Annotated in this window: 16 protein-coding genes; 4 read left to right on the forward strand and 12 right to left on the reverse strand. The window is 58.1% G+C overall.

The window, feature by feature from the left end:
- The first annotated feature begins 34 nt into the window (after positions 1 to 34).
- Complete coding sequence (locus ABJM03_RS14815; protein WP_348418623.1) at positions 35 to 628, forward strand: DUF805 domain-containing protein; 594 nt, start codon at positions 35 to 37, stop codon at positions 626 to 628.
- A gap of 87 nt (positions 629 to 715) precedes the next feature.
- On the opposite strand, the gene ABJM03_RS14820 is transcribed toward ABJM03_RS14815, so the two are convergent.
- The gene (locus tag ABJM03_RS14820) at positions 716 to 1411 is read right to left on the reverse strand and encodes a fumarylacetoacetate hydrolase family protein (protein WP_348418624.1); all 696 of its coding nucleotides are present in this window, start codon (positions 1409 to 1411) and stop codon (positions 716 to 718) included.
- A 98-nt stretch (positions 1412 to 1509) separates the two neighbouring features.
- Positions 1510 to 2328 (reverse strand): sulfotransferase family protein, encoded by an 819-nt coding sequence (locus ABJM03_RS14825; protein ID WP_348418625.1) that lies wholly within the window; start codon positions 2326 to 2328, stop codon positions 1510 to 1512.
- Between the two features lie 145 nt (positions 2329 to 2473).
- Between ABJM03_RS14825 and ABJM03_RS14830 the strand changes: the two genes are divergently transcribed.
- Both ABJM03_RS14830 and ABJM03_RS14835 read left to right on the forward strand, forming a co-directional pair.
- Positions 2474 to 4051 (forward strand): DUF5928 domain-containing protein, encoded by a 1578-nt coding sequence (locus ABJM03_RS14830; protein WP_348418626.1) that lies wholly within the window; start codon positions 2474 to 2476, stop codon positions 4049 to 4051.
- 11 nt (positions 4052 to 4062) lie between these two features.
- Positions 4063 to 4443 carry an HIT domain-containing protein gene (locus ABJM03_RS14835; protein ID WP_348418627.1) on the forward strand — a complete coding sequence of 127 codons (381 nt, stop codon included), beginning with the start codon at positions 4063 to 4065 and terminating at the stop codon, positions 4441 to 4443.
- 62 nt (positions 4444 to 4505) lie between these two features.
- On the opposite strand, the gene ABJM03_RS14840 is transcribed toward ABJM03_RS14835, so the two are convergent.
- From ABJM03_RS14840 to ABJM03_RS14850, 3 genes are read right to left on the reverse strand one after another with little or no spacing between them, the layout of a single operon-like run.
- Positions 4506 to 5138, reverse strand: a complete 633-nt coding sequence (locus ABJM03_RS14840) for a DUF1523 family protein (RefSeq protein ID WP_348418628.1) — start codon at positions 5136 to 5138, stop codon at positions 4506 to 4508.
- Positions 5139 to 5147: 9 nt separating this feature from the next.
- Positions 5148 to 5591 carry a hypothetical protein gene (locus tag ABJM03_RS14845; RefSeq protein ID WP_348418629.1) on the reverse strand — a complete coding sequence of 148 codons (444 nt, stop codon included), beginning with the start codon at positions 5589 to 5591 and terminating at the stop codon, positions 5148 to 5150.
- Between the two features lie 17 nt (positions 5592 to 5608).
- Positions 5609 to 6400 carry an alpha/beta hydrolase gene (locus tag ABJM03_RS14850; protein ID WP_348418630.1) on the reverse strand — a complete coding sequence of 264 codons (792 nt, stop codon included), beginning with the start codon at positions 6398 to 6400 and terminating at the stop codon, positions 5609 to 5611.
- Positions 6401 to 6481: 81 nt separating this feature from the next.
- Here ABJM03_RS14850 and ABJM03_RS14855 point away from each other — a divergent pair, with 81 nt between their 5' ends.
- Complete coding sequence (locus ABJM03_RS14855) at positions 6482 to 7954, forward strand: NAD-dependent succinate-semialdehyde dehydrogenase (RefSeq protein WP_348418631.1); 1473 nt, start codon at positions 6482 to 6484, stop codon at positions 7952 to 7954.
- A gap of 39 nt (positions 7955 to 7993) precedes the next feature.
- Here ABJM03_RS14855 and ABJM03_RS14860 read toward each other — a convergent pair whose 3' ends face one another.
- The 7 genes from ABJM03_RS14860 to ABJM03_RS14890 all read right to left on the reverse strand — a co-directional run bounded on the left by ABJM03_RS14860 (position 7994) and on the right by ABJM03_RS14890 (position 13977).
- Entirely contained in the window at positions 7994 to 8737 is a 744-nt protein-coding gene (locus ABJM03_RS14860) for a hypothetical protein (RefSeq protein WP_348418632.1), read from the reverse strand.
- 134 nt (positions 8738 to 8871) lie between these two features.
- On the reverse strand, positions 8872 to 9342 hold the full coding sequence (locus ABJM03_RS14865; protein WP_348418633.1) for an Hsp20 family protein: 471 nt from the start codon (positions 9340 to 9342) through the stop codon (positions 8872 to 8874).
- A gap of 126 nt (positions 9343 to 9468) precedes the next feature.
- On the reverse strand, positions 9469 to 10275 hold the full coding sequence (locus ABJM03_RS14870) for a trypsin-like serine protease (protein WP_348418634.1): 807 nt from the start codon (positions 10273 to 10275) through the stop codon (positions 9469 to 9471).
- The gene (locus tag ABJM03_RS14875; RefSeq protein WP_348419142.1) at positions 10262 to 11038 is read right to left on the reverse strand and encodes a trypsin-like serine protease; all 777 of its coding nucleotides are present in this window, start codon (positions 11036 to 11038) and stop codon (positions 10262 to 10264) included. Before ABJM03_RS14875 ends, ABJM03_RS14870 begins: the two co-directional genes overlap by 14 nt.
- A gap of 111 nt (positions 11039 to 11149) precedes the next feature.
- Positions 11150 to 12526, reverse strand: coding sequence for a glycolate oxidase subunit GlcF (gene glcF, locus ABJM03_RS14880; RefSeq protein ID WP_348418635.1), 1377 nt, complete (start codon positions 12524 to 12526; stop codon positions 11150 to 11152).
- Positions 12527 to 12535: 9 nt separating this feature from the next.
- Positions 12536 to 12901: a hypothetical protein gene (locus ABJM03_RS14885; protein ID WP_348418636.1), complete on the reverse strand. Its 366-nt coding sequence runs from the start codon at positions 12899 to 12901 to the stop codon at positions 12536 to 12538.
- Complete coding sequence (locus ABJM03_RS14890) at positions 12898 to 13977, reverse strand: FAD-binding protein (protein ID WP_348419143.1); 1080 nt, start codon at positions 13975 to 13977, stop codon at positions 12898 to 12900. Before ABJM03_RS14890 ends, ABJM03_RS14885 begins: the two co-directional genes overlap by 4 nt.
- Positions 13978 to 14012 lie beyond the last annotated feature (35 nt).

The raw sequence follows: 14012 nt of genomic DNA on the forward strand, positions 1-14012 counted from the left end.
AGGCTGAACCTGCAAAACGGATCAGGAGCACAGGGTGAGCACACAATGGTATTATGCAGTCGAAGGCGCTTCTGTCGGCCCTGTGGATCAGGTCGAGTTTGACGGGCTGGTTGCCGCAGGCACGATCCGGAGAGAAACCCTGGTGTGGCAAGAAGGCATGGACGACTGGCTGCCCTATGGGCGCGTAAGCATGCCTGCAATGCAGGCCCCGCCAACTGCGCCACCGCCGTTCCTGAACGGCAGCACAGACCCCGCCCGTGCGGACGCAAATAGCTTTATCGGCGCGCTCAAAGACGGGTTTTCGCGCTATGTGGATTTCAAAACCCGCTCGACCCGCTCGCAATTCTGGTGGTGGGTTCTGTGGTCAATGCTGATCAATCTTGTTTCCGGCATATTGGATATCTCGCTGGGCATGGGCGAGCTCGGGCCGATCAATATCCTGACATCTTTGGCCATGTTCCTGCCAACACTGGCCCTATCCATCCGCCGCCTGCATGATATCGGGCGCAGTGGTTGGTGGTATCTGATTGTGCTGGTCCCGCTTGTCGGCTTGATCGTTCTGATCGTATTCTTCTGTACCAAGACGCAAGAAGAGACAAACCGCTGGGGCGTACCTCCGCGGCGGTGAGGCGCCTGGCGGGCGGGTTGGGGGCTTTGCACCCTTGGCCCATAGGGCCAATTCCCCCAGAGTATTTTTAGCTAGAAGAAATAGGGATCAGGCACTTGGGCCGATGGTGAGGGTGAACTCTGCAATACCATCGACGCCGCCTGTTACGGTATCGCCCGCAGCGAGGGCCGCAACCCCCGCAGGTGTGCCTGTCATGACCAGATCGCCGGGCGCGAGCGCCATGCCTTCGCTTAGCGTTGCGATGTGATCGACCACAGGCCAGATCAGATCGGCAATATCACCGTCCTGGCGGATTTCTCCATTCACGGCGAGCCAGATACGGCCCTGTGTCAGGCTTGGAACAGCCGCGATCGGCTTGATCGGCGCGATGGGTGCGGACAGATCAAATGCCTTAGACCAATCCCACGGGCGGCGGGTCTTTTTGGCTTCGGCCTGCAAATCACGGCGGGTAAGGTCGATACCTACCGAAGCCCCCCAAATGTGATCCATGACGTTGGTCGGGGCGATATTGCTGCCGCCCTTGCCGATGGCGATGACCAGCTCGATCTCGTGGTGCAGATCATTGGTAAGCGTCGGATAGGGGATTGTGCAGGGTGTGTCACAGACCGCATCAGCGGGTTTGGTGAAAAAGAATGGCGGCTCGCGGTCGGGATCATTGCCCATCTCGCGGGCGTGGGCCTCGTAATTGCGGCCCACACAGAATATCCGCCGCACCGGAAAGCGCGCATCGCTGCCTTGCACCGCAAGACTGGCCTGAGGCGGGGCGGGAAAAACATAGGCCATGGGAAAACCTTTCACAGTGAAACGACGGTTTCGCGACGAAACAAGTAATTGTATTTAAATGATAATTTTAACTATCCGTTAATACCGATAGCCTGTTTTCAATCGCCCAGTTTTGCGTGCACCTCGTCGAGATCAATCTCCCCCACGGGCATTTTATTGGCGGGGTTTTCAAAGTCATATTTGAACAGGTTAAAGTCGCGTTTGTAGATCTCGTAGACCAGATGCATTGACAGGTCGTCAAAATAATCCTCAACCGGATGGGCGCGCTTGGGGCCGTGGCCCTCACTTTCGTTGAAACGCGGAATTTTGGTGAGGTCGATCGCATGGGGTGTTTCCACCGCATCAAGCACCTCGCGCATCCCGTCGTTAAAGCTCTCGGTCCAGATGATTTTGTCGTATTTCCCGCCGTTTACGATGAACGTGCTGACATGGCCCGACATGGCGGACCAATGGATGTCAGGATCCATCGGGCGGTGCCAGCGAATAGTGTCACGGGCAAACAACAAGAAACGGCGGAAGCTGGCGATCTGGTCAAACTCTTGCTGCCCATCGTCGCCACCGACCTCGATCCCGTATTTCTGCACCAGCAACGGGACCAAATTACCACGGTAGCGCCGGCCATTCCGCTGAATGCCGCAAATTTTATCAAAAAACGAACTCAGGATACGGGTGTAGGGATTGCGCACACAGGTGAAGGCATACGACTGGTGATTTTGCACATTGCGCGCAATCGGTTCCTGACTTTCATCAAGCGCCCATTTATGCATACCCGACTTGGCGTCATGGATATCACCGTCAAAAAACGCCCCATGATCAGAGTAATACATGATCTGCCCGATTGTGGAGCAGGCACATTTGGGCACAACGCGGTACACCACGCTTTCACTCGTCGTCATCCAGGTTCCGGGGAATCCCATGTCACAGTACTCCTGCTCAAACGCTACCATATTTCTATTACGGTCAGCTTTAGTGCTACAAAAGCAAATAATTGCGGTTTATTCAATGAGTGTTCACGACTAACTATATAAACAATACTCCATATTCGCGGTGAATGGTTCCTGAATGGCAAAAATTGCCTATATCCTTTTGTGTCACAAAGACCCTGATGCCATTATCAAGCAGGCAGAACGGCTGACAGCTGTGGGCGACTATATGTCTATCCACTTTGACGCCAGCGCGGACCCCGCGCATTACCGTGCAATCCGCGAGGCGCTCAAAAGCAACCCCAATGTCACCTTTGCCGCCAAACGCATCCGCTGTGGTTGGGGGGAATGGTCATTGGTTCAGGCGACCCTTTATGCGGTCGAAGCGGCCGCAGAAGCGTTTAGTCGGGCGACCCATTTCTACATGCTGTCAGGCGATTGCATGGCCATCAAATCGGCGGAGTATACCCATAATTTCCTCGATAATAACGATGCCGATTTTATCGAAAGCTTTGATTATTTTGAAAGCGACTGGATCAAGACCGGCTGGACCGAAGAGCGGCTGATTTACCGCCACTGGTTCAACGAGCGCACGCAGAAAAAATTGTTTTACGGGATGTTCAACATCCAGAAACGATTTGGCCTGACGCGGAAAATCCCCGACGATATTCAGGTGCAAATCGGCAGCCAATGGTGGTGCCTGCGCCGCCAAACCATCGAAATGCTGTTGGAGTTCAGCAAAAAGCGGCGCGATGTGATGCGTTTTTTCCGCACCACATGGATCCCCGATGAGACGTTTTTCCAAACGCTGGTGCGCCATCTGATTCCCGAGAACGAGATCCGTTCGCGTACGTTGACGTTTTTGATGTTCACCGATTACGGCATGCCGGTGACCTTTTATAACGACCATTACGACCTGCTGCTTAGTCAGGATTATTTGTTTGCCCGCAAGATCAGCCCGGATGCCGCCGACCTCAAGCGGCGGCTGGGCCTGCTTTATGCCGCCGAAGGGGTCCGGTTCCAAATCAGCAATGAAGGGCGCAGCCTGTTCAAGTTTCTATCGGGGCGCGGGCGGATCGGGCGGCGGTTCTCGACCCGTTTTTGGGAAACCGAGAGCACGCTGGGCCGCGAGCGTGAATTGCTGATTGTGGTCTGCAAGAAATGGCATGTGGCCAAACGGGTGCTGGAGCGTATTCGCCAGACCACCAATGTGCCCGCCATCGAATATGTGTTTAACGAAGAAGACACCCCCCTGCCCGCACTTGGCGGGATTGAAAAGACATTGGGCAAACGCACGCGCCACCGCCGTGCGCTGATGCGGATGCTGTTCGATTACTTCGAGACCGACCGCCTGATCGTGTGCATGGACCCAAGCAACATTGACCTGCTGGAGGATTTCGCCTCTGACCGTTCGGTGACCCGTATCCTCGAGATCGAGTGCAACTTTTCCGATGATTACCTGATCGGCCATGCCATGCGCGTGGGGCTCGCAGGCGAGCAAACATCGCAAGAAACATTGGACCGGCTGCTGCCCACCATCCGCAACGACATGGTATTCGAGAGCGACGCCATCCGCGATGCGCAATTCGAGAACCACAGCCGCATGCGCGAGGGTTCCTCGAGCGAGGAAAACGCCGAAGAGCTGGCCAAGTTCCTTGGCGTGAATACCGACAAAGCCAAAGAAATCACCTCAACCGATTACCTGTTTGCCGATTAAGGAAGCGCCCCATGGCTTATGCCTATGACGATCAAAACATCTTTGCCAAAATTTTGCGCGGCGAGATTCCCAACACCACAGTGCTGGAAACCGCCCATAGCCTCGCGTTTCGCGACCTTTATCCGCAGGCACCGACCCATGTTCTGGTGATCCCCAAGGGGCCTTATGTGAGCTATGACCACTTCGCCACCGAGGCCTCGGATGCCGAGATCATCGACTACACCCGCGCCATCGGCGAGGTCTGCCGCATGGAGGGTGTAACGCTGGACGGCAATGAAGGCTTTCGCATGATCAGCAACGCAGGCCCCCATGGCGTGCAAGAAGTGCCACACCTGCATGTGCATATTCTGGGCGGCCGGGACATGGGCCGGATGGTCGAGAAACCCGCCTGATCCACGGACATGATTTAACAAAAGGGCCGGAGGTTAAAACTCCGGCCCTTTTTGCATCACATTCAGCTCTTTTTGCGCCACGAACCCAGCCAGTTTTTGAAACTGCCCGAGGCATCGGCGATATCATCCTCGATCGCCTCAAGTGTAGGATCAATCCGCGACTTGCGGAACCGGCGCCAGCGCACCCAGATGGCATAAGTCACCAGCGCAAACAGCGTCAGGATGATGATATTCACCCATGGGATTCCCTTGGAAGCTTCCGGCCCGTCCACCGCCCGCACAGAAATCGCGTTTGGAAAGATCGTCAGAAATTCATTGCGCCAGCCGTAATGTTTGATCGCCGCATAGCGCGGATTGGCCTCGGTCGAGATCAGATCACCTGCTTCGGCCTGCAGGTTCGACGTGTCGAATTTGAAATACGGCGGCCATCCCCAGCCGGTATCTTCATTGCGGTAGACCATCACATCGCCATCCACACGGCGGGTCTGGATGAAAAACACATCGCGGTTGATCATTGCCCCATCTGTGCCGGTATCTGCCTGCGCCCAAAAGATCGAGTTCTCCCCGAAATCCTGCCGCTTTTCATAGGTGTTGGTGATCCGCACGATATCCACCTGCGGCAGCGTGTAATGAAAGAACGCGGCAACCAGCGCCCAGACTGTGATCCAGAACGTCCAACGGATAAGACCAAACATGAGAGCTCCTCAGGCGAAATTAGTAAGATAGATGACCAGTGACACAAGGATCACCGGAATAACATAGACCGACAGGATCATTTTACGACGCAGGGAGTTGTCATATTCCTCCAACCCCTCGTCCAGAAACTCTTCCAATGTCTGTTCTTGGGCACCTTCCTGCCACTCGCGCCGCAACTTCCCCCTGCGCACCGCGCGGGAATAAAGCGACAGGCAGACGTAAATCACCGTTAAAACAATAAACCCGACAATCATCAGGCGCGCCAACGCAAACATATCTATCTTCCCTTCGCCCCCGCCCCATGGGCCCTTTGGTTTTGCCCCTTTGGGCACATGCCCGAACAACGCATCGCGCACACCGGCCTTATCCCTAAGGTACTCGGCCTCCAGAAACTCCGCAACACAGGGCTCGAGCAACTGCACAATCGTGTCGGGCTTGGCCGACAGATGCATGCCGCTACAGGCCCGCTTTATTTAAGTCCAAGCAGCGCCTTGATCATCGCACTATCCGGATCGGTCAGATCGTCGATGATATCGAAATGGTGCTTTCCCTCTTCGACAATCTTGCGCGCGCCCCATGTGCGGGCCAACTGCCCTGCCTGCTCGAGAAATGCAGGGCGTTCATCCGCGCCAACCCAGATGGATACATCCAACCCGTGCGGCGGCTGCATATTCACTGGGCTTTCGGCCTCGGCCTCTGCGGCATCAATGCCCAAGATCTCATTCATCGAGGTCTCCATCAGCGGGGCCAGATCCCCCACCGGCGAGAGCGCCACAACCGAGGTGAGCCGGTCCCGAATTTCAGAAGGCAGGATCAGCGGATCAGTCATGCGGCACACCAGATGCCCGCCCGCCGAATGCCCGACCAATGCCAGCTTGCCGAATGTGCGCTCGGAAATGCGGGTGACGGCGGCGGCGATCTGTCGGGTGATATCGGTGATGCGCACATCGGGGCACAAATCATAGCTTGGCATTGCCACGGCCCAGCCACGCGCCATAGCGCCCGCCGCCAGATGCGACCACGTCGAGGCATCAAACGCCTTCCAATAGCCGCCATGCACAAATATTACAGTTCCACGTGAAACACCTTCGGGCGCGAAAAGGTCAAACGCCTGCCGCTCGGACGGACCATATGAGACACGCGATTGGGCACGCGCGCCAAGGCTGTCGCGAAAGGCCGCAGCCTGTGCCTGCCAGCGCGGCGGATAGGCTTTAGCCCCCTCGATATAGGCAGCATTTGCATAAGCATCATCCAGCTTCATCGCGCAGTTCCTTTCAGAGTGATCTGGACAATCATATCCAGACTTGCTTTGGGTTCCCAGACCATTTCAAGGAGACGCCAGATGACTGCACAGACAACTGACCTGAAATCCATGCTAAATGACCCGACCCTATTGGAAACACGCGCCTATATCGGCGGCAAGTGGGTAGACGGTGATGACGGTACTTTCGACGTCACAAATCCCGCGCGCGGCGATGTTGTGGCCAAAGTTGCCGATTTAAGCCGCGCACAGGTTGCAGGTGCCATCGCGCAGGCCGAAGCGGCGCAAAAAGAATGGGCCGCATGGACCGGCAAAGAGCGCGCAGGCGTGCTGCGTAAATGGTTCGACCTGATGATGGAAAATCAGGACGATCTTGGCATTATCCTGACCGCGGAACAGGGCAAGCCATTGGCCGAGGCCAAGGGCGAAGTTGCCTATGGGGCGTCCTTCATCGAATTCTTCGGCGAGCAGGCCAAACGCGTCTACGGCGAGACAATCCCCGGTCACCAGCGTGACAAACGCATCACCGTGATCAAACAACCCATCGGCGTTGCCGCCTCGATCACGCCGTGGAACTTTCCCAACGCGATGATCACCCGCAAGGCAGCGCCCGCGCTGGCCGCTGGCTGTGCCTTTGTGGCGCGCCCCGCAGCCGAGACACCGCTAAGCGCTATCGTGATGGGCGTGCTGGCCGAACGCGCGGGCATCCCTGCGGGCGTGTTCAACGTGCTGCCTTCGTCGTCTTCCTCGGAAGTGGGTAAGGAATTCTGCGAGAACCCCGCCGTGCGCAAGCTCACCTTCACCGGTTCCACCGAAGTGGGCCGTATCCTGATGAAACAGGCCGCGGATCAGGTGATGAAATGCTCGATGGAGCTGGGCGGTAACGCGCCGTTCATCGTGTTTGACGATGCCGATCTGGATGCCGCTGTCGAAGGCGCGATCCTGTGTAAGTTCCGCAACAACGGCCAGACCTGCGTTTGCGCCAACCGGATTTACGTACAGGCGGGTGTCTACGATGCCTTTGCCGAAAAGCTCAAAGCGGCGGTTCAAAAGCTCAAAGTCGGCGACGGGTTTGAAGAAGGCGTGGCCCTTGGCCCGCTGATCAACCCCGAGGCGGGCGAGAAGGTGCATGAGCACATCAAGGACGCCAAATCCAAAGGTGCGACAGTGCTGCTGGGCAAAGATGGCGCAATGGATGGCAATTTCCTTGATCCCGTCATCATGACCGGCGTCACGCAGGATATGAAGGTCGCCACCGAAGAGACATTCGGCCCGCTGGCGGCACTGTTCAAGTTCGACACCGTGGATGATGTGATCGCCATGGCCAATGACACGATCTTTGGCCTTGCCAGCTACTTCTACGCCAAAGACCTGAGCCGCGTGTACAAAGTGGCCGAGGCGCTGGAATACGGCATCGTTGGCGTGAACACCGGCATCATCTCAACCGAGGTCGCGCCCTTTGGCGGGGTCAAGCAATCCGGCCTTGGCCGCGAAGGCAGCCACCACGGCATGGATGACTACCTCGAGATGAAATACATCTGCATGTCGGTCTGATTGACATCGCTGCCAGCGGTCCCCCTGCTGGCAGCACCCCTATTCGACAAAGACCTGCGCCATCTGCGCGTCAAACCGCTCCCATGACATGCTCGCCTTGTTACCCGCATAGCCCGCGTAATGCGACCGGCCCGTGTCATTGGGCAGCCCTGCCCATATCTTTGCCAGATTGTTCATGAACGCGCGGCGGCTCAACCTGCCGGCCTTGATCTCGTGATAGCCGGCCTCGGCCAATAGCACATCGGCCAGTTGATCCTGTAGCGCGGGCGAGAAACGCTGTGAGGGATGCGCGCCGACTTTCTTCATCACGCGGCGCAATGTCATGGGGATGAACTGATAGCGGCCAATGGCGTGTGGCTGGCCCGGTGTGGCTTCGATCCACTCGTAAATCTCGGCCACAGTCATCTGTGTCGGCTTGCGTGCGGGTTTGATCCGCGCGCCATGCTGAACCGCGTCATAGCCATCGCGCCGCGACTCTGCCTGCTCAATGATCTGGCGGATGACGTGGACTGCACTGCTTTGCAGGCCGCGCGCCGTGCCCTGTAACAAGGTCGATTTGCGGGCATAGGGTTCGAACAGACTGCCGCCCTGACGCCCGACAAAAAGGCTGGCTTGGGGGGGCGCATCCGGCCTTGGCGCAGATTTTGCGACAGCAGCCTTATCCGTGATCAACGCCGCCCGTGGCGCATGACGCCCGTCCAGCAACGTTACCGCCCCGGCACAAAGGCTTGTCGCTGTGAGGCCCCCACATAAAACACCGACAACCCATGACCAACTCCTCATTCTGCAACTCTCCTCAACGGTGGTGTCGCAGGCAACATGGCGTCAACAAGTTGATAAATCGTGAGGTCCCGGACGTAAAAAAGCCCGGCACATCACTGCACCGGGCCAAAACTCGTTACGAAAAATTACTGCCGTTAGTTTACAGCAGATGCATCCACCACATCCTTGCCCAGACGCGTTGTATCCGAAGCAATCTGGATCTGGCGGGGTTTCAGCGCATCAGGCACCTGACGCTCCAATTCGATGTGCAACATGCCGTTCGCATGGGTCGCACCGGTGATCACAACATGATCGGCCAGATGGAAGCGGCGTTCAAACGCGCGGGTGGCGATGCCGCGATGCAGATAGGTTTTGTCCGTATCCTCATCAGCCTTGCGGGCGGATACAATCAGCGCCTTCTCACGCACCTCAACGCTCAGATCAGCATCGGTGAAACCGGCAACCGCGATGGAAATGCGGTAGGCCTCATCGTCGAGCTTTTCGATGTTGTAGGGCGGATACGTCGGCTGGGACGTTTCAGTGGTCAGCACACGGTCCATCAGATTGGCGATCTGGTCAAAACCAACAGTGGAGCGGTAAAGCGGTGCAAAATCATAAGTACGCATAAGGTCATCCTCATCTTTGAGCGATTATTTTATGGACCTTCCACAATCGGACAGGCCCGTCAGTTACACACCGGAACCCTGTCTAGGCATCCCGATGACTGCAATGTGGGGATTGGTTTTAGGGTTTCAAGACCCACCGGGGCGGACGAATTTTGCCCCGCCTGCCGTCGTGCGCGTGCCGACACCGATCCGTTTGATCCGTGCAGGTGGCGGCGCGCCTTCGGCAACCATCTTGCGTTTCAGGGCAGTCACAAGCGTAGGCAGCTCCATGCCCGTGGTGTACTGCACCCCGTTAAACGACGCCGTACCCGAAATAATGGATGCAATCCTGATCCGCTCCCCGTCGCGTCGGAACACCGGCGCACCGGACGAGCCAAAGGTCACGTTGCAATCCATCGCCATCACACCCTGAAAACTGCGCAAGACAGAACAGGTATCCTGAAACGACGGTAAATCCTCACGCCCCCGACCATAGGAAACCACACTCACCTCACCCTCCCGCAGGAGGCGCGGTTCAACCACAAAAGGGCTGATGACATGGGTCGCGATCGGGATGCTTAGCCGCAGCAGCGCCACATCATTGGCAATGCGTGTGATGGCCTCCCCCCCATCATATTGATAGGCCTCTGGTCGCGCGATCTGAATCACATTCCGCTCTGCTTCGGCCCGTCCCTCGCGGAACCCCGCCCGAAACGTGAGCTCTTTTGCGGCAACAGCTGTGCCATCCTCGCGGTAGGTGCAATGCGCCGCAGTCAGCACCAAATCCGGCGCGATTAACGTCGCGGTGCAAAACCCGCCGCCATTGTCCAAACGGCCAACGGCCTTCCACGGCGAGGCCTGTTCAATCCGCGTCAGACCGACCAACCCGCTGTTATCCGCTGCCGCAGGCAACGCCCACAGCAGGGCAGCGGCAAGGGCATTACGGAGAAACAAACTTGGCTCCCGTGCCTGCCCGCTCACCCACGCGCACGCGGCGCTCGCCCTGTTTGCCGCTCAGATATGTCGCGCGGCCTGCAACCAATTCGGCCTTAAGCTCTGCCAGAGGCTGACCCAGCGCCGTGCCCAACGACACCTGCTCACCGCGCACTTCGGCCTTGGCCGATACAACCGATACGATCTGGGCCTCACCCTCGTGAAACACAAAAATCGGCGCGCCGCTGGAGCCGAAATCAACCGAACAGGACGTGATCAACACACCATCCTGACGCGCCAGCACCGCACAAACCTCTTGCAGCGAAGGGGCCTCGGAACGGTCAAGCGCATAGCTCACCACGCCCACGCTGTCGCCCGTGCGCGGACGCGCAGCCGTCTGGAACGGCTTGATTGATGCATTGCGAATGGGCTGCTCCAGCTCCAACAGCGCCAAATCGTTGCGCACGCGGTCCGATGATACTTTTTCGTGGTAAACATATTGGGGATGCACAACCACACGGGCCACGTCGCGATATGCGTCTGCACGGCCATTGCGCCACCCTGCCAGAAACTCGATATGGCCCTCGTCGATCGGCTGACCGGTATCGGTGTCAAACAGGCAATGCGCCGCCGTAAGCACCAGCTTTGGCGCGATCAACGCACCCGTGCAAAAGCCTTTGCCGTCTATATCCAGACGACCGACAGCTTCCCACGCCTTGGCATCATCCCCGCTATCAAGACGTTTCAGACGTGCGTCATCCGCAGCCGCACCAGAAGCGAACATCACACCCGCCATCGCCAAAGCAATCCAACGTCTCAAAAACCGGCCCCCGAAAGCACTACTAGTTAAGTATACCGTGCTAATGCCGAGATAAGGCAAAAATGGGGCAGCCCGCTAACGAAGTCGTGGAATGTTGTCTTTTGGTTGCGCTCCTGCATCAAGTGCCGGCGGCTTTGGTCCACCCCACGCCCAATCCAGCAATTCCACCGAATGCACAATCGGCACATTCGCAGCCGAGCCGATCTGCATCATGCAACCGATGTTACCGGCGGCGATGATATCAGGGTTCTTTGCCTCTAACGTCTTGACCTTACGTTCCTTTAACTGCCCCGAAATTTCGGGCTGCATCAGGTTATAGGTCCCTGCGGAGCCGCAACACAGATGCGGATCAGCTGGCTCGACGATGGTGAAACCCGCCTTTTTCAACAGGGTTTTCGGATGGGTTTTGATCTGCTGGCCATGCTGTAGGGAACATGCGGCGTGATAGGCCACCACCATGCCCTCGGCCGGATGATCCGGTGTTACTGCAATCTTGCTGCTGGCCGGTTGCCACGGGTTGCCCTCGGCATCGGTGCCCGTAAGCTCCATCAACACCTCGGAGACATCGCGCGCAATGCCTGCGACCCGTGCGGCATCTTCGGCCAGCGGATCATTGCGGAACATATGGCCGTAATCCTTGACCGTTGTGCCACAGCCGGAGGTGTTGATCACAATCGCATCCAGCCCCTCGGCGTCCATCTCTCGTGTCCAGGCACGGATGTTTTTGGCCGCACTTGCATGGCTTTCATCGGTTTTGCCCATGTGATGTGTGAGCGCGCCACAACATCCTGCGCCCTCGGCGACAACCACTTCGGCCCCCAAGCGGGTGAGCAGCCGGATGGTCGCATCATTGATATCCGTGTTCAGCGCCTTTTGCGCACAGCCTGTCATCAACGCCACGCGCATCCGCTTGGTTGTTTTGGGCAAAAAGCTTTGCGGATCGTCATTGCGGCTGACCGGGGGGATGGTCTTTGGTGCCATTTCCAGCATCGCGCGCAGTCGGGCATCCGGCATGAACCGCGCAAAGGGGCGGCCAATCTTGGCCCCTAACAACGCCACACGGAACCGGTCTGGATAAGGCAGAATCCGCGCCAGAATCCACCGCAAGGCACGATCGGTAAAGGGGCGTTTATAGCGTTGTTCGATATAGTCGCGGGCGTGATCCACCAGATGCATGTAATGAACCCCTGACGGGCAGGTTGTCATACAGGCCAGACAGCTCAGACAGCGGTCGATATGTTTGACGGTTTTTGCATCCGGCTCCCGCTCGTTCTCGAGCATGTCCTTGATCAGATAGATCCGTCCCCGCGGGCTATCCAATTCATCGCCTAACACCTGATAGGTCGGACACGTCGCTGTGCAGAAGCCGCAATGCACACAGGCGCGCAGGATCTCGTTTGCGCGGCTGGTGCCCGGATCTTTGAGCTGGTCTTCGGTAAATGTCGTTTGCATATCGTTCCCTCAGGTTGCCAGCAGATTGGCGCTGGCCAAACCAAACCACGGCACAGTCGTGCCCATTGCGCCCAAAGCAGCGGTCCAACGGCGCATCCGGCCGCCTTGATCCCGTCGCCGTAGCGCCTGTGTTCCATAGGCCAGAACGCCGATCCAGCCTCCCCAGATGAATGCAAGCCCACCACCTGTCACCAATAGATTATGCCCCCACAGATCGGCAAAACCATAGCGCAGCGTCAGCCCCGTGGCCGCGAGCAAAGCCGTGAACAATGCCAGCCGTCTGAACGCCTCGGGCGACGGGCCAGCACGGGTCAGCGCCCGAAACGCCAGCGGCCCGCCGATAAAGACAATCACAAAAAGCGCCGCATAGCTCATCCCATGAGCCCTGCATTCAACACGCCACGCGGATCAAACCGCGCCCGCACAGCCGCAGTCAATCGCGCCACGCCCGCAGTCTCGGGCTCGAACCGCGGCTGGCCACTGCCGCGGATCAATGTCGCATGGCCGTCATAACTGCCCAAGGCCCCGCGCAGGTCATAGCCCACGTCCGTCAACAACCAGATCAGCCCCCCCGCCCAGTCATAGCGCACCCGCTGCGCGCCTGATTTCGCCACCAACGCAGGCGCATCTGACGGCTTGCACGACACCCGCCACACATCGCCCTGCGCACCGGCAAATACCTCGACATCCCGCCACGCAGTCCAGCGGTCGCCCTCGCCCTGCTCGACGGTGATCTCCCCGCCCAGCAAAGCCTTGAGCTCTGCAACACGGTAAGCAACCGACGCCTCGAATCCCTCAACCCGCAGCAATGTCTCACCGGCTTCGGGATCATGGGCCGCCGCGGTCACCTCGAACGGGCTGCCCAGCGCACGGGCCAAAGCCGCCACCGCAGCCGTATCATCCAACCCATGCAGGATCAGCGTTGTCTCTGTTTCGGGGCGGGGCAGCGATTTGAGCGAGACTTCGGTCAGCACGCCCAAGGTGCCATGCGCCCCCGACATCAGTTTCACCAGATCATAACCGGTGACATTCTTCATCACGCGGCCACCGTTTTTCACAATATTGCCCGCGCCATCGACAAACCGCACACCCAACAGAAAGTCCCGCGCAGCGCCCACGGAAATGCGCCGTGGCCCGCTGATGTTGGCCGCCATCACGCCCCCGATCGTAGGCTCGCCCTGCGTGCCCATCAGCGCGCGGTGATCCATCGGCTCAAAGGCAAGGCGCTGGTTTTCCGCCGCCAACACCGCCTCGATCTGCGCAACAGGCGTGCCGGCCTGCGCCACCACCGTCATCGCACCGGGTTCATACAGGGTAATACCGCTCAGCCCTGCCGTGCCCAGCGGGGTGCCATCTGTTGCAATCCCGCGCGTGCCACCGCCGCGAATGCTCAACGGCGTGGTGGCCGCCACAATCTGCTCGGCCAGTTCCGCCTCGCTCGCGGGCGTCATCATATCTTTGGGGGTCATAGAACCTCGGAACTAAG

The sequence above is a fragment of the Sulfitobacter sp. genome, assembly GCF_039977885.1.
Taxonomy (GTDB): Bacteria; Pseudomonadota; Alphaproteobacteria; order Rhodobacterales; family Rhodobacteraceae; genus Sulfitobacter.